22 protein-coding genes are annotated in these 24,853 nt (G+C 36.4%); 21 read left to right on the top strand and 1 reads right to left on the bottom strand.

All coding sequences use genetic code 11. From position 1 onward, the window contains the following. Positions 1 to 193: 193 nt before the first annotated feature. The 21 genes from AC106K_RS03030 to AC106K_RS02930 all read left to right on the top strand — a co-directional run bounded on the left by AC106K_RS03030 (position 194) and on the right by AC106K_RS02930 (position 23,428). Positions 194 to 1,630 carry a mannitol dehydrogenase family protein gene (locus AC106K_RS03030; RefSeq protein ID WP_482443362.1) on the top strand — a complete coding sequence of 479 codons (1,437 nt, stop codon included), beginning with the start codon at positions 194 to 196 and terminating at the stop codon, positions 1,628 to 1,630. A 6-nt stretch (positions 1,631 to 1,636) separates the two neighbouring features. Continuing rightward, positions 1,637 to 2,983 (top strand): MFS transporter, encoded by a 1,347-nt coding sequence (locus tag AC106K_RS03025; protein WP_482443361.1) that lies wholly within the window; start codon positions 1,637 to 1,639, stop codon positions 2,981 to 2,983. An 89-nt stretch (positions 2,984 to 3,072) separates the two neighbouring features. Continuing rightward, positions 3,073 to 3,798, top strand: a complete 726-nt coding sequence (locus AC106K_RS03020; RefSeq protein WP_482443360.1) for a hypothetical protein — start codon at positions 3,073 to 3,075, stop codon at positions 3,796 to 3,798. Positions 3,799 to 3,859: 61 nt separating this feature from the next. Then, complete coding sequence (locus AC106K_RS03015; protein WP_482443359.1) at positions 3,860 to 4,780, top strand: carbohydrate kinase family protein; 921 nt, start codon at positions 3,860 to 3,862, stop codon at positions 4,778 to 4,780. A 113-nt stretch (positions 4,781 to 4,893) separates the two neighbouring features. Further along, complete coding sequence (locus AC106K_RS03010; protein WP_482443358.1) at positions 4,894 to 5,589, top strand: VIT1/CCC1 transporter family protein; 696 nt, start codon at positions 4,894 to 4,896, stop codon at positions 5,587 to 5,589. A 387-nt stretch (positions 5,590 to 5,976) separates the two neighbouring features. Beyond that, entirely contained in the window at positions 5,977 to 6,381 is a 405-nt protein-coding gene (gene tssD / locus AC106K_RS03005) for a type VI secretion system tube protein TssD (protein WP_047096374.1), read from the top strand. A gap of 267 nt (positions 6,382 to 6,648) precedes the next feature. Beyond that, positions 6,649 to 8,508, top strand: coding sequence for a type VI secretion system Vgr family protein (locus AC106K_RS03000; RefSeq protein ID WP_482443357.1), 1,860 nt, complete (start codon positions 6,649 to 6,651; stop codon positions 8,506 to 8,508). A gap of 50 nt (positions 8,509 to 8,558) precedes the next feature. Then, entirely contained in the window at positions 8,559 to 9,680 is a 1,122-nt protein-coding gene (locus AC106K_RS02995; RefSeq protein ID WP_482443356.1) for a DUF2931 family protein, read from the top strand. Between the two features lie 12 nt (positions 9,681 to 9,692). Then, positions 9,693 to 11,321, top strand: a complete 1,629-nt coding sequence (locus AC106K_RS02990) for a T6SS phospholipase effector Tle1-like catalytic domain-containing protein (protein ID WP_482443355.1) — start codon at positions 9,693 to 9,695, stop codon at positions 11,319 to 11,321. A gap of 18 nt (positions 11,322 to 11,339) precedes the next feature. Then, positions 11,340 to 12,038, top strand: coding sequence for a hypothetical protein (locus tag AC106K_RS02985; protein WP_482443354.1), 699 nt, complete (start codon positions 11,340 to 11,342; stop codon positions 12,036 to 12,038). Continuing rightward, on the top strand, positions 12,026 to 13,321 hold the full coding sequence (locus AC106K_RS02980; protein ID WP_482443353.1) for a hypothetical protein: 1,296 nt from the start codon (positions 12,026 to 12,028) through the stop codon (positions 13,319 to 13,321). Before AC106K_RS02985 ends, AC106K_RS02980 begins: the two co-directional genes overlap by 13 nt. Next, positions 13,293 to 13,688: a hypothetical protein gene (locus AC106K_RS02975; protein WP_482443352.1), complete on the top strand. Its 396-nt coding sequence runs from the start codon at positions 13,293 to 13,295 to the stop codon at positions 13,686 to 13,688. The genes AC106K_RS02980 and AC106K_RS02975 overlap by 29 nt, the downstream gene beginning before the upstream one ends. 155 nt (positions 13,689 to 13,843) lie before the next feature. Then, positions 13,844 to 14,371, top strand: coding sequence for a hypothetical protein (locus tag AC106K_RS02970; RefSeq protein WP_482443351.1), 528 nt, complete (start codon positions 13,844 to 13,846; stop codon positions 14,369 to 14,371). Between the two features lie 107 nt (positions 14,372 to 14,478). Then, positions 14,479 to 15,849, top strand: a complete 1,371-nt coding sequence (locus AC106K_RS02965) for a DUF4280 domain-containing protein (protein ID WP_482443350.1) — start codon at positions 14,479 to 14,481, stop codon at positions 15,847 to 15,849. 3 nt (positions 15,850 to 15,852) lie between these two features. After that, positions 15,853 to 16,797 carry a hypothetical protein gene (locus AC106K_RS02960; RefSeq protein WP_482443349.1) on the top strand — a complete coding sequence of 315 codons (945 nt, stop codon included), beginning with the start codon at positions 15,853 to 15,855 and terminating at the stop codon, positions 16,795 to 16,797. A gap of 197 nt (positions 16,798 to 16,994) precedes the next feature. Then, positions 16,995 to 17,210: a hypothetical protein gene (locus AC106K_RS02955; RefSeq protein ID WP_482443348.1), complete on the top strand. Its 216-nt coding sequence runs from the start codon at positions 16,995 to 16,997 to the stop codon at positions 17,208 to 17,210. Positions 17,211 to 17,435: 225 nt separating this feature from the next. Continuing rightward, complete coding sequence (locus AC106K_RS02950; protein ID WP_482443347.1) at positions 17,436 to 19,187, top strand: patatin-like phospholipase family protein; 1,752 nt, start codon at positions 17,436 to 17,438, stop codon at positions 19,185 to 19,187. Then, positions 19,184 to 19,795: a hypothetical protein gene (locus AC106K_RS02945; protein ID WP_482443346.1), complete on the top strand. Its 612-nt coding sequence runs from the start codon at positions 19,184 to 19,186 to the stop codon at positions 19,793 to 19,795. Before AC106K_RS02950 ends, AC106K_RS02945 begins: the two co-directional genes overlap by 4 nt. Continuing rightward, on the top strand, positions 19,792 to 20,559 hold the full coding sequence (locus AC106K_RS02940) for an FRG domain-containing protein (protein WP_482443345.1): 768 nt from the start codon (positions 19,792 to 19,794) through the stop codon (positions 20,557 to 20,559). Before AC106K_RS02945 ends, AC106K_RS02940 begins: the two co-directional genes overlap by 4 nt. A 965-nt stretch (positions 20,560 to 21,524) precedes the next feature. Then, a complete protein-coding gene (locus AC106K_RS02935) occupies positions 21,525 to 21,689 on the top strand; it encodes a hypothetical protein (protein WP_482443344.1) in 165 nt (54 codons plus the stop codon). Between the two features lie 644 nt (positions 21,690 to 22,333). Next, positions 22,334 to 23,428, top strand: a complete 1,095-nt coding sequence (locus AC106K_RS02930; RefSeq protein ID WP_482443343.1) for a T9SS type A sorting domain-containing protein — start codon at positions 22,334 to 22,336, stop codon at positions 23,426 to 23,428. A 389-nt stretch (positions 23,429 to 23,817) separates the two neighbouring features. Here AC106K_RS02930 and arsB read toward each other — a convergent pair whose 3' ends face one another. Further along, positions 23,818 to 24,852, bottom strand: a complete 1,035-nt coding sequence (gene arsB / locus AC106K_RS02925) for an ACR3 family arsenite efflux transporter (RefSeq protein ID WP_482443342.1) — start codon at positions 24,850 to 24,852, stop codon at positions 23,818 to 23,820. Position 24,853 lies beyond the last annotated feature (1 nt).

Genomic DNA, 24,853 nt, shown 5'->3' with positions numbered 1-24,853 from the left:
TAAACTACTCTTTATTAGCCACTTTGGGCTATATTAATCTTTTTTGTTAAAAATAATAAAAAAATAGGCAATTGGGAACGTTCCCTGATTTTTGGGAACGTTCCCAATATGGATTTTGTAAAAAAAATAATTAATTAATTATTTGTTAATATATATTTAACGAATTGATAAATGTTTTAACAATTTTACGATTATGGATATGATTTATTATGATTATGATGTCTCTGGAATCCGTCCGGGAATTTTGCATATTGGAGTAGGGAATTTCCACAGAGCTCATCAACAATTTTATACCAATATGCTGTTGAATGATAAAGACCAGCATGAATGGGGTATTTGTGGAGTCTGTTTACTGCCTTCAGATGAAAAAATCGTCAATAATCTGAGAGCACAAAATCTTAATTATTCACTCACGGTCTGCGGAAGAAACGGAGAAGATGAGGTTTATAAAATAGGCTCATTAAAAGAACTGATCTGGGGTATTGAAGACCCTGAGGCAGTAGTAAGAAAAATAGCAGATAATGCTATTAAAATTATCACTTTAACGATTACAGAAGGTGGATATAATCTGGATAAAGAGACGGGAGAATTTCTTCTGAATGATGAAAAAATACAGCATGATCTGAAAAAGCCAGCCATTCCGGCTACTGTTTTTGGGTTCGTTGCAGAAGGCCTGCGCCAAAGAAAAATCCAGGGTGGAAATGCGGTTACCATACTATCTTGTGATAACCTTCAGCACAACGGAAATACGGCGAAAAGAGCTTTTATGACGTTTATAGAAGCTCAGGATAAAGAACTGGCAGCCTGGGTAGAGAACCATGTAACTTTCCCGAACAGTATGGTAGACCGTATTACACCAGCTACAACTCCTGAAGATGTAGAAAGATTAAACCGACTGAACGGAACAAATGATCATGCACCCGTGTATTGCGAAGACTTTGCACAATGGGTGATAGAAGATCGCTTTATTGCAGGAAGGCCTGCCTGGGAAAGAGTTGGGGTAGAATTTACAAATGATGTTACCGCATTTGAAAATATGAAATTGAGCCTGCTGAATGCTTCCCATACCTTATTATCTTATCCTGCCTTTCTGATGGGATACCGTAAAGTAGATCAGGCGATGGGAGACGAAAATCTGGTGAAACTGATCCGCACTTTCATGGATACAGACATCACCCCTTTTGTACCTGCTCCTGAAAATACAGATCTTGAGAAATACAAAGAGACCCTTATTGAGAGATTTGCCAACCATAGTGTAAGCGACCAGGTAAGCCGATTGTGCTTTGATGGAATTTCAAAATTTCCGGTTTACATCATTCCTAACCTTGAAAAAATGATCAATGCAGGAGCAGACCTTACCAGACCTGCTTTTCTGATCGCTTCTTACAGACATTATCTTAAATATAAAACAGATGATCAGGGCAATATTTTTGAAATAGGAGAGCCTTGGATGACTGAAAAAGATAAAGCGCTTATCAACAGTGAAAATTCACAAGACTTTTTAGAACTGTCTGCTTTCAAAGCGGTTTCACTGAAAGACTCTGAACAGTTTATACAATTATTTACCCGGTTTGCAGAAGAAATTAAAAATGAAGGAATGGTTTCGGTGTTACAATCAATCATAAAATAACAAGCCATGCAAATAAATCCAGGGATAACGTCCTCAGACAATAAGACCAACAACGCTATATTGCCGTTCGCGATCATTACATTTATTTATTTTATCGTAGGTTTTCTGACCACGGTGAATGAACAGTTACAGGCCCCTCTGAAATTCACTTTTCTGAGCCATGCCGGCAGCCTGAAGAATACATTTACTACCCTGATCTCCTTTTTCTTCTTTTTAGGATACCTTCTGAACGGAACTTTGGGAAGCAGATGGGTAAATGCTTTTGGATATAAAAATACGATTCTGCGCGGGCTTTTATTTATGATCTCAGGGCTCTTTATGTACTTGTGTTCATCATGGTTTGGAGATCAGTATCCTGAGTTAAAATTTAGTATAAAAGATGCTGTTATTCCTTTTGGATTTATTGTTTTTGTCATCGGATCCTATCTGATGGGGACTTCAGCGGCTATTATCCAGGTGGTTGTAAATCCTTACGCTGCCTCATATGAACTGAAAGGAACACAACCCGTACAGCGTCTGAATATTCTGACAGCAATTAATTCTATAGGAACTACCTCAGCACCGTTTTTTGTGACGGTAGTGATGTTCAGCGGGATTTCTATTGAAAATATTGAGATCAGACAGCTTTTGCTTCCGCTTTCAGTGCTTATCGTATGCATATTAACGGTAATGATTATTACTAAAAGACTTCATCTTCCCGATTTGGCGCATACTAGAGTAGTGGGAGAAGAAAAACTGGACCGGAGCATCTGGTCATTCAGACACTTTGTATTGGGAGTTTTAGCCATCTTTTTTTATGTTGGAACAGAAGTAGCTATTGGAGCTAATATCAACTTATATGCTTTTGAACTGATGGATTCCGGGCATCCGATTACGTTCTTCGGAAAAACAGATATTATTATCGGAGGGATGGATCTGGGAATCCATGCGCTATTATCCACGTTGTATTGGGGCGGATTTCTTGTAGGAAGAGCCATATCAAGCTTTTTAAGCAACATTTCTGCAAGAACGCAACTGATTACCACTACTGTTCTTGCGACCGTCCTTGCCTTAACCTCTATGATTACGCAAAATTTATGGTTTCTGGTGGCCATCGGGCTTCTGCATTCATCAATGTGGAGCTGTATCTACACCCTTTCCATAAAAGGACTCAATAAATATACCTCAAAAGCATCCGGAATTTTTATTTCAGCAGTATTTGGTGGGGCTGTTTTTACCCTTATCCAAGGGGGGATGGCGGATATTTTAGGCTCATGGAGATGGACCTGGTGGCTTACCGTAATCTGTGAATTGCTGATGCTGGCTTATGCCCTTTTTGGGTCGCGTATAAGAGAAAAAGACCTTATTCACTAATCATATATTTTTTTCACAACCCGTGTATTATCCTGTATTCAATTACCGGATACAGGATAATTACGGTCTTTATTAAAAACACTTTTACTATGTCAAAAATCTATTTATCACTTGTTTTCTGCACCATTGCGTCTTTTATAGGAGCACAGGAAATACATTCGGCGTTACAGCTTAGAAACAGCCATTTATGGCGGGGAATTGAAGTCTCAGCAGGACTTATTTATACCGGAGATGTACATTTGGATTACAAAAATTTTTATGCAGGATTCTGGGCCGGGGGGAATGTGGATAGCTCTTATAAAGAATTCAATAACTATATAGGATATAAAAACAAACACCTTACTTTAGAATTATGGGATATTTATAACTTTTCTCCGGGAGCCACTTACAACAACAAGGAATTTTTTAATTATTCAGCGAAACAAACCGGGCGTTTTTGGGATATGAGATCTTACTATACCATAAGTGACAGGTTTCCTTTAGTGCTCAGCTGGAATACGGTAGTTTTCGGAAGAGACCGTAATAGTGAAAATACGGAGAATAAATATTCGTCATTTGTTTCCGGAGAATATCCTGTCTATAAAAAAGATGACCTTGAAGTGCGTGGAAGAGTAGGATACGGATTTGCATTCAACAACAACGGAGAAAAGAATAATTTTTTTGCTAAAGAATCCGGGTTCAATGAGATCAGTCTTATTCTTTCAAAAAGCTTTACCATTCAGGGATATAAAATTCCTGTCGGAATATGGGGAATGTGGAATCCTGTCAATAATAATGCATTTCTTCAGTTTTCTGTACAGGCCTATTCATTCTGAATTTAAAAAATCAAAAGATTAAACCTTTTATAAACTCAACACATTTAATTACTTTTATATAATGGAAGATCAAAAAAATAAAGCAGTCTGTTTTGGAGAAGTACTCTGGGATATTTTTCCGGGAGAACAGAAAAGAGTGGGCGGAGCTCCTTTTAATGTAGCTTATCACCTTTCCAGAATGGGTCTGGATGTCAATATGATAAGCAGCGTAGGAGATGACCAGCTCGGGCGTGATTTGCTGCATAAAATGAAACACTGGAATATTCCTTCAGACCATGTTCAGATCAATACCCAATATCCTACAAGTACCGTAATCGCTACCGTAGATGAAAATAATGAGGCACATTATGATATTGTAGAAGGAGTGGCCTGGGATTTTATTGAGGCAACGAAGGAAAATCGGGAAATCCTCCATTCGGCAGATGCTTTGGTATTTGGAACACTCGCAGCACGGAACGAAAAATCCAGAAATACATTATTCCAGCTGCTTGAAGAAAGTCATTACAATGTTTTTGACATCAACCTCAGAGAGCCTTATTACGAAGTGGGAATGATTAAAGATTTACTCCATAAAACTCATCTGGCCAAATTCAACAAAGCGGAAATGCGGATGATGCTGGATTTTTTAGGAAAAGAGTATACTACTGAAGAAGATGGGATCAAATACCTTCAGGACCAGTTTGATCTCGAAGAAATTATTATTTCCAAAGGCAGTAAGGGAGCGCTCTATGCAGATCGGGACCATTTTTATCTGTATCCTACCATACCGGTTACCATAAAAGACACCGTGGGCAGTGGAGATTCATTCCTGGCAGGATTCCTTTCCAAAAAATTGGAAAAAGAAAGCTCTGTTCATGAGACGATGGTTCAGGCCGTGTCATTAGGGGCATTTATCACCTCTCAGGAAGGGGCATGTCCGGAATATTCACTCGAAGATTTTATCAGGTTTAAAAATCAACATCCTGTTCATGCTTTAAGCTGAAACAGCAAAAGGTGCTTTATAATTTAAAATGATTCTTGATGAAACATTTGGTAACTTTAACCTGAGTTTGGGGTACAGACTTATATCATCTATCATCACAGAAATATTTTCTTATGCATCATCAGTTGGAAAAACATTATGTAAACCGGGTAGGCTGGCTTCGGGCGGCAGTACTGGGTGCTAATGACGGATTATTGTCTACTACAAGTATCGTAATTGGAGTGGCCGCTGCAGAGCCGGAACGTCATATCATTATCCTTGCTGCACTGGCAGGAATGATTGCGGGGGCAATGTCGATGGCCGCAGGAGAATATGTATCCGTAAGTTCGCAGGAAGATACAGAAAAAGCCGATTTAATACGCGAAAAAAGAGAACTCGAAACAATGCCTGAAATAGAGCTTAGAGAACTGGCTAAAATTTATGAAAGCCGGGGTGTAAGCAAAGAAACCGCTTTGCAGGTAGCCACTGAACTTACAGAACACAACGCTCTGGAAGCCCATGCCCGTGATGAACTGGGAATTAATGAAATCACTCAGGCCAAACCTTTGCAGGCGGCTGTCGCTTCATTTGGCTCATTTGCAGTTGGGGCTTTATTACCATTTACCGTATCACTTCTTGCTCCGATCAGCCAGATGGTATATTTTCAATATGGGTTTTCAATAATATTCCTGATGCTTTTAGGAGCCGTTTCCGCCAGAACCGGAGGCTCTCATATCGGAATTGCGATGCTCAGAATATGCTTCTGGGGAACTGTGGCAATGGGAGTGACCGCATTGGTCGGGCATCTTTTTGGCGTAAGTGCAGGATAAGATATAAATAAGTTTAAATTTAAATTTTTCACAAGACTTAAGGGCTATGCTTGCTGAGCTTATGTAAGCATTCGTAATGATCTTCTACAAACGCTTTTATTTTTTCACGCACAAAAATTTTCCTGGGCTTATGACAATACTGATCATGAGTTGGGGAGATGTGCTTTCAAAAGACGGACGAAATCTGTAAGGAAATAATGATTTTTCCTGATTTGATGGTAACCTGATGATTTACAGTTAATAAATACCCTAACATTTGTTAGTCGTAGAAGTACTACACTTTTTCAGATTTACCTGAAAATATACTTCCCATAAGATAAATACATCTAAATTTGGTGATATAAGCAACAACAAATCACAAGATATTAACGATTAAAATTTACCATCATGGCAGAAAGAAATTCAAGAGGAATTTTAAAATTCAACAACGGAGAAGGGCAGAAATTATTAAAGCTGAACTACAGCGTGTCCAGAGCTACGGATGTTTCCGGACGTGTAGCATCAGATCCTTCCAATGCATTAATCAAGATTACAGTAGAAGCTACTGATAAATCAGACATCCTTGAAAGCTTACTGAACGGAAAATATAAGCCGACAGTAGGAGAAGTGGTCTTCAACAAATCTCACGAAGAAGGAACACTGACCACATTAAAGTGGAAAAACGGCTATGTCATTCAGCACGAAGTAGACTTTGATGCAGTAGATGAAAACAGTATGTACATCAGCTTTGTGGTAAGTGCAGAAGAAATTGATCTAGGAAATTCTGCTTATTTTGGAGCTTGGCCTTCATAAGAAACCGAATTCTTATTAATCAGATACACATAAAACAGAATGGTACATCCTGAAGGGGAGATGCTGTTCTGTTTTTTTGGCTTGCATTGTTCTCTTCAATACAGAAGATAAATCTGCAAAAAATTATGTTGAATTTATTGTAATTTTAAAGATAAAACGTATAAAAGTCGATTTTATATTGTGAGAAATTTATAACTTTATATAAAGGTCATCTGTTTTTAGAATTTTTTTTCAAAAATAAAGATCTTGCCAAACACCTTACCTAATATGAACAAAAATACCTCGAATTCCGAAAAGATTTCGGAGAATCATATTCCTGGAATCAACCGTGTGGTGAAACTGGATATTGTGATTGAAGGCAAAATGATCAGGCACTTCAAACATTTCCGTTTGCAGCAGAGTGTAAAAAAACATCATGAATTTGAACTCACACTGGCGCATGACACCTTAGATGGGGTACAAAACCACGACCTTGAAGATGCTCAGCAGTTTTTAGGAAAACGTTTAACAGTTGTATTCAAATATAAAGATGTAGAAGGCAGCCCGGAAAGAACCTTTGTTGGGGTCATTACAAAAGTAGGCTTCAGCCAGGAAAATCACAGTCTGGGAAATATTGTTTTAAAAGGGCACAGCCCAACAATTTTACTGGATGCAGCTCCTCATACCCAGAGTTTCGGCGGCGAAAAACCTGTTAATATGGGAATTATTGCCACCGATGTGATCAAACAGGGAATAGAGAATAGTAAATTTGATGTAAGTGTCAATGCTAAAGCGTCATCGCAGATCCTTTACAGTGCCCAGTATAATGAAACCCATTACAATTATCTCTGCAGAATGGCAGAAGCTTATGGAGAGCAGTTTTATTATGACGGCGAAATACTGCATTTCGGAAATATGCCGCCACAGAATAAAGCATTGGAACTGATCTACGGAAGTAACGTTTCCGATGTGAATGTCGAGCTGAAAGCAGTACACATAAAACCTCATTTCTACGGATACAACAGCAGCTCAAATGCTAAACTTTCTTCAGGAGAAACCCCTATAAAGCATGTAGGGAATCTAGCCAAAACAGCTTATAAGAACAATGACGGAATATTCAAAACCCCATCATTACAGATAGCTCCAATAAAAGCGGCAACCGATATGGATGTCGTGATTTCCCAGACCAGTACAGCGGGAAGCAAAGCCGTAGAGGTTTTCACCGTTTCAGGAGGAACTACAATCCCATTCTTATATCCGGGATGTGTCGCTGATATTAATATGCGCAAAACAGATACCAATAAAACCTCCTATTTTACCAAACTGATGATGACGGAAGTAACGCATGAAGTAGATGCTCTGGGACGTTATAAAGGCAGATTTGAAGCCATTGCTTCAGACACGGGATATATTCCGACCCCTGACTTTACAATCCCTATTGCACAACCACAGATTGCTACCGTAATTTCCAATACAGACCCTTTGAACCAGGGAAGAATTACAGTGAAATTTGACTGGCAACTTCATGATACCACCAATTTTATCAGAATGATGTCCCCTGATGCGGGAGGAACTGACCAGATCACCCAAAACAGAGGATACGTGGCCATTCCGGAAGTAGGAGATCAGGTAATGGTAGGTTTTGTACATAACCATCCGGACCGGCCTTTTGTAATGGGCGGAATGTTCCATGGCGGAACTGCGCTTGGGGGCGGAGTAGATAATCATCTGAAATCTATACAGACCAGAAGCGGAATCAGAATTCTGATGAATGATACAGAAGGTAGTGTCAATATTATAGACCCGAGCGGGAACAACTATTTTATGGATGGTAAAGGAAATATTATCGTTACTGCTCCTAAGAATATGACCTTTAATGCCGGGGAAAATCTTACCATCAACGTAGGTAAAAATATGAAAACCAGTGTCGGAAACGATAATACAACTCATATTACCAATGATCACCAGTTTACCTCAAAGAACTATAAACAGACCGTTAATGAAAATAAAACAATCAATGTAACGGGAGATCTGAAAGAAACTACCTCCACAACGACTCATAAAGCGAAAAACGGTGATATTTTATTACAGAGCTCCGGTGTGGCCAAAATGCTTGGTAAAATAGATGCCAAGGTAAACAAAGGCTAATGTACATCAGGGAAATAAAGCTTTCCCGGATTGCCGTAAATAATTTTATAATGAACAGATTCATAAAATATTTTCTAAGTGTGTTATTCTTTATCCAGATCTCATGTCAGGAAAAGAAAGATCACCAAAAAACAAAAACAAAAGCAATGACAAGATATGAATGGCTGGATGCCACCTCAGCCCCTTTAGGCTACCCTGTGGATGTATATCGTGGAGGATTGGAGTCCGAAAACGGAGAATTTACAAGTTTATTCAGCGGAACAACAGGCGGAATATGGGGAGATGCCAACAGAGGAATGAGTAATGGAGAAAAAGCGGTTCCTAACCATTTGCATGTGATTTGGGTGGCTTATGCTGAAAAAATATTTTATGAAATTGATACCGATATAGACTTTGAAAAAATCTCAAAACTCTTCAAGGAAGGGTATCTGGTTCCTTCAATGAGTCAGGATAATCCCAAACCGAGAAAAGAAAATTATAATCAGATCATTGTAGGATTTGCGCCGGGTGGCGTTGTTGTCATTTGGCTTTCAGGGGCAGGAAGACAGGTAGAAGTAGGAAGGTATCAGGGAAAAAAAATAGAAATACCAAAATCTGAAATCGATGCATTGAGCCCGGGTCCTCAGAAAAATATGTTTGATCCGGAGTATCAGCGCAAAATTATCCATGAATTTGGTATTGTTCCTAAAGAAGTGGTACAGGCCAATGAAGGAAAACCTATTCCTTACGGATTGTGGGACAGATACAGACAGCGATACAATTGGAGTTTACAATTTATTCCGCCGGATAAAGGGCAGCTGAAAGAGGTTTTCTATTTTCATTTTAATGGAGAAAATGAAAACCTGTTCGGAGAAACCCAACTGAAAGATTATTCTCAGATTATTCCTAAAAACCTGTTATGGTCTACGGTTAATCAGCTTTCGGTACCCAGTAAAATGAATATAACCTGGTTGGATGGGAATAGATATTATTGTCAGATTCAATTTGATGAAGACGAAATATTTTCTGCATTTAAAGAAATATCAAAAGCCGATCCTGATGCAAAGATTGTTTTACAGGTCCAGGTAAACATTCCTAAAACGGCAGCAGCGGTGAAACTGATCAACGGAAATGATGAAATCTGGTTGAAAAAGAATAAAATTCTTATCGGGAAAACAAAATTCACGTATTAATGTTTTTAAGTTATGGGCAAAACACTTGTTTATAATACAGGAAATCCGGAACCTCCTGGTCCAGGAAAATTAGAACTGACCTATGGAATTTTCTTTGATGGTACAAGGAACAATATGGAGAATACCAAGATCCGTAAGAAAGTTGAAAGAAAAGGAGAGTTCCGTAACGTTTCTGCCACTGCAGAAGAAAAAGAAATCTTCGAAAAATATGCTAAGGATGACAATAGCTTTGGCAATGATTTTACGAATGTGGCCAGAAAGTATATGTGTACCCTGAAAGATGTATATTCCTTTTATATAGAAGGAATTGCTACAACCGACAAAGAGGACGATTCAGGTGCGGGGTTTAAATATGGGCGTGGGAAAACTGGTGTGGTAGGAAAAGTAAGAAATGGCTGTAAGGCTCTGGCAGAAAAGATTTTTTTGAAGTTAAAATCTGAAACTCAGGTAGAAGAAGTTGAACTTACTATAGATATTTTCGGATTTAGCCGCGGAGCCGCTGCAGCACGGAATTTTGCCTACAATTTACAGCTGGATGCTTATCCCCCGAAATTGTATTATCCTCCCGTAGAAGGGGCTATGGAAATGGAAGTAGACCATGAGACCAGCGAATTTATGGTAATCGAAAAATCATGGGTGAAAAATGGGCTTCTTCCTCAGTTTGGGCATCTCGGAACCTCGCTTCTTCAGGCGGGAATAGACCGTGAACTGGTAGATTCTATGACCATTAAAGTCAGATTCATTGGAGTCTATGATACGGTTGCTTCTTACGATCCTACATGCCTTCTTATTCCTAACTTCAGGAAAAAGGTTGATGAACTTCATTTGCATGAACTGGGAGCCCCTGAGAAAGCAGTACATTTTACAGCTGCAGACGAACACCGTAAGAATTTTTCTCTCACAAGATTTGTGGATGTTGACCTTAAATCAGGTATTGAACGGAATTTCCCGGGAGTACACAGCGATGTGGGGGGAAGCTATAACCATGATGTGATGTCTGCCGCAGAACTGAGTGAAAAAGGATACCAACCCGACCCTGCGGAAGGAGTAACCGGACAGGAATATGTCTGGCTTGAGAAAGCTTATTTTTCAAGTTCATTGCATGGGTACAGAGATGAATTAATAGAACAGGGCTGGTTCACAGAAAGACAACTGGCAATAGAAGCGCATTGGAAGTATGTATTGACCGGAACCCGTTTTCTGTATAGAGGATATAGCTTTATACCGCTTCATTTTATGTGTGATTATGCTTTACCTTATCTCAATAAAAAGAATGAAAGCCTGCTCTATTCCAAGATAATGGCTGACTATGCTTTGAACGATCCTTTCCTGGATGAGGTGAAAGCCTATATGAAAGAACATATCATAGAAAAGAATGAAAACTGGACCCTTAAAGGGAACTTTAAACATCAAGAAGAAACTCAGACTGAAGAAACTCCTGTAGAAGAACCTGCTGAAACCTCTTCTGAAAAGCCGGTGATGGCAAAAACACTAGATGAAGTGGTGGTTACAGCATACCGATCAGATTATCTCCTCAGAAAACTCAAAAACAGGTATCTGCACCGGTCTGCAAAAATCAATACACTGGTGGATACACTTGCCTATGCACCGACTGATGACCGAATAAGAATGGAATTTTAAGCTATAAATGAATTGACATTGGAACATCCTTTAAAGAATCTTTGCAAAACTTACAGATTTGAAACGATCGTTACTTCTAATCCGGATACCTCTTACAGTACTCAGAAAAGTTACGTAAGAACAGCTGAAATTTATTATCTGGGGAATGAAAAAGACGGTTTTAAATATCAGATTCTTGTCGTTGATTTCAATTTTTCAAACGATGATAATGCAGCAGGAAAATTTTTAAAACAAATCAGCTATCTGTTTGATGAACTGGAACTGACGGTGGATCACGATGGAAATATCATGAGAGTTGATAATATCGGTTTTCTCCGTTCAAGATGGCCGGAAATTGTTGACAGGCTTTCCAATACCCACAAAGGAGAGGCTATTGAAAATTACTTCAGACAGATCAGCAGTTTACTGGACAACGAAGAGGATTTAATAGAATTTCTGGGAGGCTATAATATGTTCGGACTGCTTTTCAACGGTTTGTTGCAACCATTTGACAGCAGAAGAAAAAGACAGTCTCCGGATGGATTTATAGAAATTGTGACCCCTGTAAAAGAGGGTAATAAAATGATTTTAACCATTTCTCCTGAGAATCTTGACGGAACGGAGGTTGATCATTTCGGAGGTCTGTTACAGTTCAAAAAAGGGCATTATGAAGAGGGTTTTACAGAAGTCAAAAAGCATAATACCCATTTAAAACATTCATTATTATGGATAGGTTAAAGAATGATGGAGAAGGAACTACTCCTGAGACTCAGAATAATGGGCAGACTAATACTGGAAACAGTAAGGGAATGCCGGAGAAGCGGGCTGAGAATGCAGAAAAAGACAAAAATGATGAAGGTTTATTATTGGCTATAGATGGAGCTAAAATAAAATTCAATGCTCATTTGGGAGAATTTAAAGTGTTGAGTGATGTACCGACCACTCAGGATAAACTTACCGGAACCATTGTAGAGAAACAAGTTGCCAATTTTACTTTTTATGATGGTTTTAAAATGATTAGTCTTGCAGAATGGCAGGATTTCGGAACGGTGAAAGTGCAGGATAACTATGTTTTGCTCAAGAAATCCACTTTACCCGGAATAGGAAAAATGCCGGGAAATATTCCACCCGAAACCGGGAAAATAGAATTTATAACGTCAGGGCAAATAAATGTGCCTGAAAAGGTTAATGCAGTAGGAGCACCAGTGCCGGAACAAAAGGATGAAAAAAAGTGTTTTTGTAATAGAGATTTTACACCAGATGAGGTAAAAGAAATTGTAGTTGCATTAAGGAAAGGTGAAATTATGGGATATACTACACAAAAAAAGGTTGAACTTATAAATGGAGTGAAGAAAAAAGTGGTGAAAAAAATTGCTTTAACGGTGTATGATATGCCTCATACTAAAGATTTATTATTTGCAAATCAATCTGATGTTAAACGTGTAGAGCATTTGACCGTGGGAGATTCTACTTATGATAAAGTAACAGATGCAATCAACAAGGCACTTAGAAATTATGATATTAATACTTGTATTAGAAAAATTCATTTTATTGCGCAGGCTCATCATGAGTCTCATAGGTTTAGAGCTACATTTGAAGGGCGGACAGAAAAAAATACACCATCAAATTATAGCGGCGGTTATAATTTTCAAGGAAGAGGCTTTATGCAAATTACCCATGATTACAATTATGTAAAATATTATAATAAAGTAAATAAAACGAAGGAGAGCTTAAATGATAAAAAATTTTATAAGGATAAATTGATTCCTTTTGCTCAATTATTAGCGACAAATATTGATTATGCTTTTGATTCGGCTGGCTGGTATTGGAAAAATGATGACAAAGTTAATGCTATTGGATTGAGTATGAATGTTGCTGCAGATCAGGATAATACATTGTATGTGTCACAAGGGATTAATGGAAAGGTAAAACATCCTAATGGTTTGAATGAAAGAATTAAATATGTCGCAGATCTAAAAGAAATTATGAAATATGAAAATTGTGTTAATAAGAAAAAATAAAATTATCTATTTATGGATTTTTATACTATTTGGAATTCTGGCTAATGCTCAGGAAATAAAGATTTTTAGTAAGGTTTTAAATAGCAACATCATCGTTCATCAGAAAGTGGAGGCAGATAGTGTTTATTTATCAATAGATAAAAAAGAAAATAAATGGCTGGGGAAAAATGTAAATATAAAAACCGTTAATTATTGGAGCAATGCTGAAATAGAAGTTACTGTTGATTGTTGCAAGAAGAATTTATTGATTATCAAACGGACTTTTTTAGGAAATAATATTGTTGGTGACAGACTTTATTTCAATAAGTATAAAAACAAGTATTATTTTAAAGTTCTTAAAGAGTTTGAGCAAAAAGCTGAGAGGTGATTTAAAAAAGATAGTAATGTGTTTATTTTGAATACAAATAACCAAAAAAGTTTTTAAGATAAATGAATGTAAGAACAAGTCTCTTTAAATTAATGATCTTATTTTTTGCTGTAATCACCCTTCACTTTGTTAAAGCTCAGAAAGTAGGGGGGTATATGGATGTAAAAGATTTTCAACAAGAGGATTATAAATTGTTTTTTAAAAAGGACTATCGCTTTATTTCCAAAAAAATTTCAATTTTTATTTTTGAAAAAGATCATAAAAGAAAATTTGTCCTATGTGAAAATATAAGTTCTTCAAAAAGAAAGATTATTGCTTTAAATAACGATATGATCTATCCCGGGTTATCAGACTGTGATCAGAATAGTTTTAATAAAATAACTCAGAAAAGATTGTATTTTACAATTGAACAGACTTATTGTACCAATAAAGGCGGCCAGTACTTAAAAGAATATTTCACCTTTAAATATAATAGTAAAATGAATAATTTTTTACTTGATAAATATAGCTTTAATCTGGTCAACAGCCTTCCTGCTGATGATTCTTTACCACCTAAAAAGTATATTGAAGATAAATTTCCAACAGAGGTATATACTGAAAAAGACTTTGGGCAAATTGAAATCAATAATTTTAATCTCGATTCAATAAAGACAATAAGGGAAAAGTATTTAGAAGATAAATAGGAAAAGTATTTTGACTGTTATTTAAAATTGGCGGGTGACAAACCATTGGAATGATACCACATTCACAGAAAATTTTACAATCTGAATAAGACATTTTTCAATTACTTATGGATAACCTCGATAAAGATAAAGAAAATACAGCACCGGAAACTCAGAATCCGGCGACACCTCAGGATAGTGAAGCGTTAAAGGCTGCCAACAGTAAGAAAATGGAGGAAAAGCGTGCCGAAAACGAAAAAAAGGACAGTACCGATGACGGGTTGAAAGTGGTCATCGATACAGCTACTTTGGAATGTGTCTTATGCACCAATCCCAAAGGAATCATGAAGGTCAATTACGATACTCCTACCATACAGGACAAGAAAACAGCCACCATCAAAGAGAGAGGGCCTAAGAGTCTTGTGTTTCTGGGAACCTGTAAAAAGAGCCCGAATGCAGCCGTTCCTTGTACCGCCGTTATGAATGTAAGAGACTGGCAAGACGTGGGAACCTACCTTTCTCAGGAACAGCCGGTGTTACTGCAAAAAAGTACAATTCCCTGTACCTATGGAGGAGTGAATATTACCATTACAGACAGCGGACAGGTTCATCAGCCGGAAACTGTAGATGCAGTGGGAGCTCCGGTGCCTGAATCAAAAGAAAAGATCAACGGTTACTTTTACAATTATAACGGAACCTTTGAAGGCAATGTAACGGGGCAAAAAATAGGAAAAGAAACAGACGTATATGCGTGTGAAGGGAAAGGATCAGAAGAAGATATTTACAAAAGCCCTAAAAAACTGAAAATTGAACACAGTGAGTTCCAGAAAGTCTGCAATATTATTAAACATGAAGGCTTATCATCTGAAAAAGAAGAATATCTTTACATAGCACACACCAATTACAATGAAGCAAAAAGAGTTGGAAAAACAATGTTCGAATTGCTGAATTCAAGCTATTCAAGTGTGGATGCCAAAGATAAAGTTGAAATGAAAACCACCGAAAAAGATACCATTTCTTTACATTCCAGAGCCGGTGCAATTGATGCTCTTCTAAGAGATGTAGATGAGGTGAAAAATGATCCTACCGACAATGCGACGCAATGGGATGGAGAAGACTTTTTGGCCTGGGGAATTGATACAGATCTAAAACCTGACAGTAAAACCAAATATGGCCATAATAAATTTGATGAATATGACTATATTAAAATCAGTAAGAGCCTCTATGATTCTTTTGTTGGCAAAGTAACAGGAAGAAGAGGTTCAACCTTAGCCTACAACTCAATTCATGATGATAAGTGTGATAAAGGCAATCATACGCACAAAATCGTAAAAGAAAAAAATAAAGCAGTTTATGCAATTCCTAATGCGGATTTTGCAAAAGAAGACTATTGGACGACAGGTAACTTTTACTATAAGAATGCAGCAAAGCAGTCTTTTGGTTTAGAAGCAACCCGTGTTGCTGGATATACTATATTTTGGAAAAAAGTAAAAGCTTAATCAATGAGAAAATTAGCGTATATATTGCTTATCCTTGGGATATTTCACATCAATGCCTGTGCTCAGGTACCTAAATCATATACCATAACGCAGATTGTCAACAAAACGATCGATAGGGGAGAATATGTGGATGACAGGAAGGTAAATAAAAATGATCAGGTAAGCCTGAACCGTCTTATTTATATATCAAACCCTAAAAAAGACAGTATAGCTTTCTATCGTTTTAATGATACTCAGGTATCAGAAAAGGAAGTTCCCAATATATGTACCTTGACAAAAAATCAGAAAAAGCTTTTGCTGGATTACAAAAACGGAAGTTACAGTACAAAACTTACCATTGCATTTGATGATAAGGAAAGAAAAATATTAATTGGAGATAAAGACACTTTTTATCTGAACGATCTCTACTATAAATATGTACAGAAAAACATTGGTGAAGACCTGAACATTCCTGACCTGATCGACTTTCTGGAGGACTTTCTGACAGGATATAACCTTGATGACTTAAAATATATTTCATCCTATGCAAAATATAAACATAAGGATTTTAAAATAATAAAAGGGTATATGGAATCTCACAGAAGCCAGGCCAGCGATTATCTGGACAAATGGAATCTTAAATTCACCTACAATAAAGCCGGAACATTAGAATCTGTTTTAAAAGAATCCACAGAAGGAGATCAGGAAATAGAAAAGAAACTGTTATCTGCCAATAAAGACATTTTTAAATATACAAAACATACCAATGTTGAAAGCCGACTTATTACAGATTCTGAAATACTGATCGATGCCAACAAAAATAGATATGATGAAAAAGTAACCTCATTTCAGGTAGGATTAGGCAAAGAAACCAGGTATGAGATCAAACAGATTTCTTATAAGAATTTCCCTTCCAAAGAGTTTATGCTCACTTCAGGGAATATTTCAAAAATCAATTCATCAAAATAAAGCTTCAAAGTAAGCACCATTTATATAAAGAAATATAAAGCAGCTTTACCCATTACAATAAAAACTCCCGTGGAATTCCCGGGAGTTTTTCTCTTAAAAATGGTGAGGATTTTTAAAATAAATACCTTTTTATCCATATTTAGAATAATTATTTTTTAAGCACATGCATTTTCATTAACTTTATAAAAACTTATATCATGAAAACTGGAATCATTATGATAGATCCGGGGCATGGTGGTAGGGTAAATGCAGGTGGCTCCGATGCAAGTTGTGCGGTTTCTGCCTTAAGCGATCTTGTGGGAATCAGCATTCTGAAGGCTGACCAACTGAAATTAGAAATACAACAGGTTTATTCTACCTGGAAATCAATTCATTTATTCTTTAAGAAAAACAGAAATACTTTAATTGTCTGAAAAATATTTGCTTTTCAGGACTTATCAATAGGCTGTTTTTAAAATATATTACCCAAATGGGTAATTGACAGGGCAGGATATAATTGCAAAATTTGTAATGAAATGAATTTCCCTGAAGAAGTCTACAAAACGATCAAAACCAATATTCTGATTACTGCGAAAATAAAAGGTTTTGTATACTGATGAAATAACAAACTTTAAACTAAGAAACTAAAATCATGAGCCATGAAAAAAGATTTAGAATTCATTAAAAGTAAATATGAAAAAGAGAAATTTAAAGGAAGAGAGGGAAACCTCGCACAGCGTTTAGAAAAACTGGAAAATAAGAGGTTTTCGGATGCGATTTCAAAAAATGATGATGGTAAAATACTTCAATGGGTCAATTTTGTACAGGAAGGAGGTGGAACGTTGGGAATATCTCTGGTGGGTTATGTTTTTGTTCTCGAGTATTTGGGAATCAGGTTTTTAAGATTGGCGGGAACCAGTGCCGGAGCCATTAATACCTTATTTCTTGCCTCCATGGGGGAAAAGGATGATCCGAAGTCTGCAGAATTGTTTGATATGATGATGTATGATGATAAAAGATTCAATATGAGGAGTTTTGTGGATGCCAAACTGGGAATTGTCAAGTTTATGATATTTTCTTTGAGCAGAGGCCCGGGGCTGATCAGCAATATCCTGATTTCTTATCTGGCCATAGCGGCACTCGCATTGATCATATTGCCTTTGTTAAGCTATGCCGGCGTTGATATGTTCCCTGCTTATCTTATTTTTATGTCTCTTTTTACAGGGATGTCATTGGTGATTCTGATTTTGTTGTGGAGGCTCAATCGATACAAATATGGTATTAATCCCGGAAAAGTTTTTGAAGGTTTTCTGAAAAATGAACTGAAGAAATCCGGAATTACCACTCAGGATCAACTGAAGAAAAAAGCAGAGGGAAAAATGGAGTTTGAGAAAAAATTTGTGAATACCAATGAAGGAAAGATAGTTGCGGTGGAAGAACATGCGAAACTTAAATCTATGGCAGGTCACGATGAATATTTCAATCATGCAGAGGAAATGGCTGAGCCTGAAGCAAACAAAGAGGAAAAATGGTATTCCAATATCATCTCGGAAATGGATAACCAAAAGAACTATTCTAAAGAAAATCTGGAAAAATCCGGGGTATCTCATCATCCGAAACTTCCCAAATTATATCTCATAAGAGATGAAGAATCTCCACTTGAAAAAAATAGAATAGATGAAGAAATTTTAGCATCCGTAAATCTTAATGAAAATACCAAAACTGAAGAAAATAAAAAGATAAAAGAAGAGCTTGAAAAACAAATCGGCTTTGACTATTCTTTTGTAACCACAGATATTGCCAATCAGTGTAAAATTGTTTTCCCAAGAGATCAGCATCTTTATAATTTTGGCTCTGTGTCTTTTAACCCTGCTGTTTTCGTCAGAGCATCCATGGCTATTCCCTTGTTTTTTGAACCTAAAATTCTTCCCGTTAATAAAGACGCAGACTGGATGAAAGATAAAGGGATAAAAAACCGCTCTACGAACGGAATTCTTATTGATGGGGGATCCCTGTCCAATTTTCCAATCAATCTATTTCATCAAAGCCATATCAAGGAGGCTAGAGTTCCCATAATGGGAGCCCGGATTATGGATGAAAAACCTGTTGCCAATCAAAGACAAAAGCTCACCTTCGGCAGATATGTGGGGAATGTGATCAATACCCTCCGGAATAACGAAGATTCTTCCTTTTTGGCGGTTAATCCGTTTTACAGAAAGCATAGTATTGCTGAAATAAAAGCCTATCAGACTAAGATCAATTGGCTGAACTTCGGGCTTTCATTTGAGCAAAAAGAAATTTTATTCTTAAAAGGAGTTGAAGCTGCATTGAGCTTTCTTGAAGACTTTGACTGGAAGGAGTATAAAGCAGATCGTGACCGTTTAAACCAACAAGAAAATTCTTTATCATGAATAATTTTTTAATCAGATTGCTGCTTCGGATCTGTTTTTTTACATCATCCGTTTTATGGGGAATTATGACTTTCTTTCAGTATAAGAAACATAATAGCTTACAATCGCCTCCTATATACAAAGATCTTGAGGAATTTAGAACAGCGTTCAATAGCTTGAGTACTTATCACCAAACTCTGGATTGCCTTACTTTGCACTATGATAATTTTGCGGTCTTTTTCGGAGGCTTTTTCCTTATATTCTATGCCTTGAAACAGAAAAGCGAATTAAAAGATACCAAGACGAAAACTTTCTGGTCTGGTATCCTGACTGTATTATTGTGTCTTGGGGTGGTCTATATGGCTTTGGACTGGACAGAGAATTACAGTTTTTACAAGGCAAATAATCCGGAATTTATATTCGGACCTTTTAAATGGGTGCAGATCTTCAAATGGATTGTAGGAATCATGACCCTTGTTGCTTTAGCGTTTACAGATATTCTGCTATTCAGAAACTGGCGTGGAGTGCTATGGGGAATCTTTGGTTTTATACTGATTATTGGCCTGATTTCAAAATCTTTCGGACTCTATAAGAATTCTATTTCAACCTGTTTAATCTATTCCAAATGAAAACATTTGCCAACTTTGTCAACCAGATCCTTGAAAAACAACAGGAACTGAATTTAGGTCCTGATGAAGAATGTCTTTTCCGCGGGCATTCAGATACAAGTTATAAGCTTATTCCCAATATTTTCCGAGGAAAAAACTACTCTCTGAAAAGCGAAGAATCTATCTTTTATGAGTTTAGATCTAAAGCAATGGAAATCCATGACCGTAAATTTTCAGACTGGGATATTCTGTTCCATATGCAGCATTATGACTGTAAAACACGAATTCTCGACTGGACAGATAATCTTGGGGCTGCCTTGTATTTTGCCTTATGCAGCTATCAAAAAGGTCATAAGCCGGAAGTTATTCTCCTAAATCCATTTGCTCTCAATGCGTACAGTACCCGGCATAGAGATTTCTATGATCCTGATCATCTGAACCATAAAAACGGATATTCATTCCGAGGTATGCTGCAAAAGCAGATGGAGAATCCCGAAAATCTCAAGGATGGAATCTGGTGGAAACATCCTCTAGCCATTTATCCGGTCAGGAAATCCGGAAGATTGATCTCTCAAAACGGTTATTTTACGATTCAGGGAAGAGATCAGGCCCCGATGGAAATGCAAATTGCAGAAAAAGAAAATATCTGGAAGAAAGTAGAAATTCCGGAAGAGACCATACCTGAAGTCATGACTTATCTGAAGCTGTTCGGAATCAATGATTTTACCCTTTTCCCAGATGTACCTAATCTCTCAGCGTTATTGAATAAGAAATATAATTTGTAGGATGAAAGAAAAATAAACTCCTGAAGTCAAAAAGACATCAGGAGTTTTGTGCCGGGTTCAGAATACAATGCTATCTTTTTTTTAGGGAAAAAGTAGAAATTTCAAAGAAATTGTTAAATAGAAATAAAAGCAGAGTATTCTGAATGGCACTTCGTAACAAACAAAACAAAAAATTGTTTTAGGCTTTTCAGTTTATTTTTTCAGAATTAAAACTGTCTTTTAAAGTATTATATTTCATCATATGGTAATAAGTTGTTAATGATTGCTTATCCAAACCCAGATAAACTTAGATCTGCAATATCCGATGAATGTAAGAGATATAAAATAATAGATATCTATCATTTTTTCTAAGTCATAAAATTTGAATTAAAACTTCCGGACGGAAAGTAATTTTATTTTGATCTATGGTTGATCTATTGAAAAATATCCGGAAGGAAAGATTTTCAATCCTATTGAAACATTTATAAATACACTTCATACCAATTAGGGTATATTAAGAATATTTTATCTGCTGATCGCAATAATCAAAGAGGGAATTTTAGTGTTGTCTGTTTTTTTGCAAAATAAATTTATTTAAAAATGATAGATATCTATTATTTTTTTTTATTCCCAGTACTGATACTTTTGTACATACCAATAAGTCAATGACTTTTTCTAAAAACACAAAAAAAAAATTATGAACAAATCTTACATTTCTGCGGACCAGAGGTCCCTTTCATTAACTGTTACACAGTTTCTCATTTTCATCAGAGACGCTCCTGAATAAAAAGGACGAGTGAATCTTTTCAGGTCTGCTGTCAATTTCTGAAATTGAATTTGAATACAAAAATTTTTATATAGAACTAAGGATAAGAAACTAAACCATGATAAACTTTTTCTCATAAAGTAGAGAGTAGTTCTTCCTTTTTGCTGATGTATAGGGACAAACCTCATCCTCAGATGGTAATGATAGTAGTAAAGAAACAATGATCATTACAGATAACATCACCAACAGGAATGTAGGAGAAATTGGAGTTCATGCCCCAAAATCAAAACTACAGATACAAAGTAATCTCTACATCAGTAATTCTAAAAATGAGCTTATGATGCGGATGTTTATAGAATTACAGTTAAGAATGAAAATAGGCTAGTTGCTGGCAGAATGATATACGTCCTTCAATAAAAGGAATCATATTAAGTAATATTGAGTTAGTTCTAGGCGGGAATAAATTTTAAAAAACACAATGATTTTGGAAGTCTTACTTTCTAACCCCAGCTCCCGCCTTTTTCTAACGTTGGTAAAATGGACGTGATTTTGGTCAATTTTATCAGAAACAAAACATGAATACAAATTTAAAGAGATTTCTATTAGGTTAAATATTGGTTTATGAGAGATTAAAGAGCATCAAGGATGGAAATAAGTCTTTTGATCGGGAAAAAGTGTTAATTGTGATTCACTTTATTTTCATCCTTACGCTCTGTTTTTTTCACAACTAAAACACAAATGATGAAATTTAGATTTCTTCTTAATCCAATTCAACCTGAATAGATATATGATAGAAAGGGTATGGAAATGAACAAAGTTGAAGAATAATAGAATTTTTCAAAATGAAAAAGGATTATTTACCTGCCATTTTTACATAAAATAATAGATATCTGGCATTTTATTCAAGACGGATTAAAAATACATTTGTTTACAATAACTGATGTTATAACGAATCTTTCTTGATTGATAAAGAGACGTTTTATATCAGTTTTATATGATAAAGTATTGATGATCTAATTTTAAAATTCTATGCTAAAAAACAATTTTCATGTATTGTTCTGTATGGTATTGTTTCCTGTGTTTATTTTTTCACAGGTTACATTACCTTATTCAGAAAAGTTCGGTGGTACTCCAACACAGTCTCAATGGGATTATTCTTTGTCCCCTACGCTTGTTGGTCCCAATCCGGCTGTTGGTTCTCCAAATGGGGAGAAGGGATGCCTTATGTATAATTTTTATAGTCCACAGGGAGTTTCTATCTATTATTTGATTTCTCCTGTTCTTGAATCTTCAGGAGGAGGATGGATAAGACTAACTTTTGATTTTGCAGCGGTCAATCGATATATAATGCCACCAGCTTTGCAGACTGTTTTTGCTGATGATCATATCATCCTTGAATATTCTTCAGATTTAGGAGCAACTTATACAGAAGCACATAACTATGAGATAGGAATAAATGGTGAGCTGAATACCGGACCTAGCATGTTGAGTCCTTTTTATAATCCCACTCCATCACAATGGGTAACAAAATCGATCCTTCTCCCTGCCGGAACTAATAGGGTTAGATTTAAAGGGGTTAGGAATCTGCCGTCTCAGCCCGGAAACTTTGCTTATCTGGACAATGTAATATTTGAAGAATGCAGTACACCATTACCGACAGGAAGTAATACGCAGCAGTTTTGCGCAGGAAATACCATTTCTCAACTTGTCGTTAACGGTACCAATATTCAATGGTATGATACCGGAGGAAACCTTTTGCCGCCTACCACACCACTGGTGAGTGGAACGACTTATTATGCATCCCAAACAATAAATTTATGTGAAAGTTTAGGACGCTTACCTGTGACTGTAGTTAGCGGAGGTTGCTTAAGTGTTGATGATATTAACCTTTCACAGTCAGCAATGACCATATATCCTAATCCTGTAGAAGACATTCTACACATTCAGTCAAAACAGCCTGTAAAAAAAGTAGTGATCTATAATATGATAGGCGGAAGAACTCTGGAAGTGAATGAAAAGGAAATTACATCCGTTCATGTAGGTCATCTGGTAAAAGGGGCCTATATGGTAGAAATTTATTTTGCTGATGGTAAAAAGATTTCGGAGAAGATTATAAAGAATTAAAGTGGCGGTTTCTATTACATAAGAATGAATAATCCTGTTAGTGCCTTTTAACATCATGCTGAAATAGGAGCGTACATAAAAGCTATTTATACGCTTCCTCCCATCTAAAAGAACAGGTCTCAAAACAATTTTGCTAAACGAAGCCGTATGGAAATTTTTCATACGGCTTTTTTTGTTTTTCTCCTAAAAAGTTTAGAATCTAGGTACAAAATCTGGGACTAATATAAAAGAATAATAATCTGAATTGAATTTCACAGCAACAGATATACGGAAAAAGATGGGGAAGCCGTGAAATAAAGAAGACTTTAGAATAATAGGATTAATTTTAATGATTTTCAGATTTCCTGTTTCATCAAAATACAAGTCATTCGTCGCTCCTTGTTTTGAATTTATCTCTTATAATTTATTTCTTTTAGCCACAAACTTATCCTTACAAGCAGTATCAAGACGGGGACTTCTACCAATGGCCCGATGACCCCTACAAAAGCCTGTTGAGAATGAATTCCGAAAACAGCAATCGCTACAGCAATGGCCAATTCAAAATTATTTCCAGTGGCTGTAAAAGCAATTGATACATTTTTGTCATAGGGAACATCTGATAATTTATTTATGAAGAAGCTTATAAAGAACATTAATACAAAATAGATGATTAATGGTACAGCTACTTTTAAAACATCCAATGGCAATTCTAAGATCTTATCACCTTTAAGACTGAACATTAGTACAATCGTAAATAAAAGTGCATATAATGTCAGTGGAGATATTCTGGGAATAAATTTCCTGTTGTACCATTCCAAACCTTTGAATTGAGTTAAAAAATAACGGGTTAAAAAGCCTGCCAGAAAGGGGATTCCTAAATATATCAAAACACTTTCTGTAACATCTTTCATTGATACAGTTACCTTAAAACTAGCTAAACCCAGCTTTTCCGGCAAGACATTGATAAAAAGCCAAACCATAAAACTGTAACTCACTACCTGAAATAAGCTGTTAAGAGCGACCAATAATGCTCCATATTCCCGGTTTCCTTTAGCCAGATCATTCCACACGAGTACCATTGCGATACATCTTGCTAAGCCAATAAGAATTAAACCAATCATGTAATCAGGTTCATTTCTAAGAAAAATGACTGCTAACAGGAACATTAAAACCGGGCCGATCACCCAATTCAGCAGCAAAGAAATTCCAATGGCTTTTTTGTCTTGAAAAACTTTAGGCAATAATGAATAATCAACCTTTGCTAATGGCGGGTACATCATAATAATCAAGCCTATTGCCAGTGGAATATTTGTAGTTCCTATTGATAAGGAATTGGTAATTTCAGAAATATGAGGAAAGAAATATCCTAAACCTATTCCTAAAAACATGGCCAGGAATATCCACAAAGTAAGGAATCTGTCAAGAAATTTTAATTTTGGCTGCATT

Source organism: Chryseobacterium sp. FR048 (genome assembly GCF_056844665.1).
This window is presented reverse-complemented; position numbering and strand designations above follow the sequence as displayed.

What these genes read in the sequence shown, in the direction of transcription:
- AC106K_RS03030 (WP_482443362.1), top strand. Translation starts at nt 194, where the DNA reads ATGGATATGATTTATTATGATTATGATGTCTCTGGAATCCGTCCGGGA.
- AC106K_RS03025 (WP_482443361.1), top strand. Translation starts at nt 1,637, where the DNA reads ATGCAAATAAATCCAGGGATAACGTCCTCAGACAATAAGACCAACAAC.
- AC106K_RS03020 (WP_482443360.1), top strand. Translation starts at nt 3,073, where the DNA reads ATGTCAAAAATCTATTTATCACTTGTTTTCTGCACCATTGCGTCTTTT.
- AC106K_RS03015 (WP_482443359.1), top strand. Translation starts at nt 3,860, where the DNA reads ATGGAAGATCAAAAAAATAAAGCAGTCTGTTTTGGAGAAGTACTCTGG.
- AC106K_RS03010 (WP_482443358.1), top strand. Translation starts at nt 4,894, where the DNA reads ATGCATCATCAGTTGGAAAAACATTATGTAAACCGGGTAGGCTGGCTT.
- tssD (WP_047096374.1), top strand. Translation starts at nt 5,977, where the DNA reads ATGGCAGAAAGAAATTCAAGAGGAATTTTAAAATTCAACAACGGAGAA.
- AC106K_RS03000 (WP_482443357.1), top strand. Translation starts at nt 6,649, where the DNA reads ATGAACAAAAATACCTCGAATTCCGAAAAGATTTCGGAGAATCATATT.
- AC106K_RS02995 (WP_482443356.1), top strand. Translation starts at nt 8,559, where the DNA reads ATGAACAGATTCATAAAATATTTTCTAAGTGTGTTATTCTTTATCCAG.
- AC106K_RS02990 (WP_482443355.1), top strand. Translation starts at nt 9,693, where the DNA reads ATGGGCAAAACACTTGTTTATAATACAGGAAATCCGGAACCTCCTGGT.
- AC106K_RS02980 (WP_482443353.1), top strand. Translation starts at nt 12,026, where the DNA reads ATGGATAGGTTAAAGAATGATGGAGAAGGAACTACTCCTGAGACTCAG.
- AC106K_RS02975 (WP_482443352.1), top strand. Translation starts at nt 13,293, where the DNA reads ATGAAAATTGTGTTAATAAGAAAAAATAAAATTATCTATTTATGGATT.
- AC106K_RS02970 (WP_482443351.1), top strand. Translation starts at nt 13,844, where the DNA reads ATGGATGTAAAAGATTTTCAACAAGAGGATTATAAATTGTTTTTTAAA.
- AC106K_RS02965 (WP_482443350.1), top strand. Translation starts at nt 14,479, where the DNA reads ATGGATAACCTCGATAAAGATAAAGAAAATACAGCACCGGAAACTCAG.
- AC106K_RS02960 (WP_482443349.1), top strand. Translation starts at nt 15,853, where the DNA reads ATGAGAAAATTAGCGTATATATTGCTTATCCTTGGGATATTTCACATC.
- AC106K_RS02955 (WP_482443348.1), top strand. Translation starts at nt 16,995, where the DNA reads ATGAAAACTGGAATCATTATGATAGATCCGGGGCATGGTGGTAGGGTA.
- AC106K_RS02950 (WP_482443347.1), top strand. Translation starts at nt 17,436, where the DNA reads ATGAAAAAAGATTTAGAATTCATTAAAAGTAAATATGAAAAAGAGAAA.
- AC106K_RS02945 (WP_482443346.1), top strand. Translation starts at nt 19,184, where the DNA reads ATGAATAATTTTTTAATCAGATTGCTGCTTCGGATCTGTTTTTTTACA.
- AC106K_RS02940 (WP_482443345.1), top strand. Translation starts at nt 19,792, where the DNA reads ATGAAAACATTTGCCAACTTTGTCAACCAGATCCTTGAAAAACAACAG.
- AC106K_RS02935 (WP_482443344.1), top strand. Translation starts at nt 21,525, where the DNA reads ATGATCATTACAGATAACATCACCAACAGGAATGTAGGAGAAATTGGA.
- AC106K_RS02930 (WP_482443343.1), top strand. Translation starts at nt 22,334, where the DNA reads ATGCTAAAAAACAATTTTCATGTATTGTTCTGTATGGTATTGTTTCCT.
- arsB (WP_482443342.1), bottom strand. Translation starts at nt 24,852, where the DNA reads ATGCAGCCAAAATTAAAATTTCTTGACAGATTCCTTACTTTGTGGATA.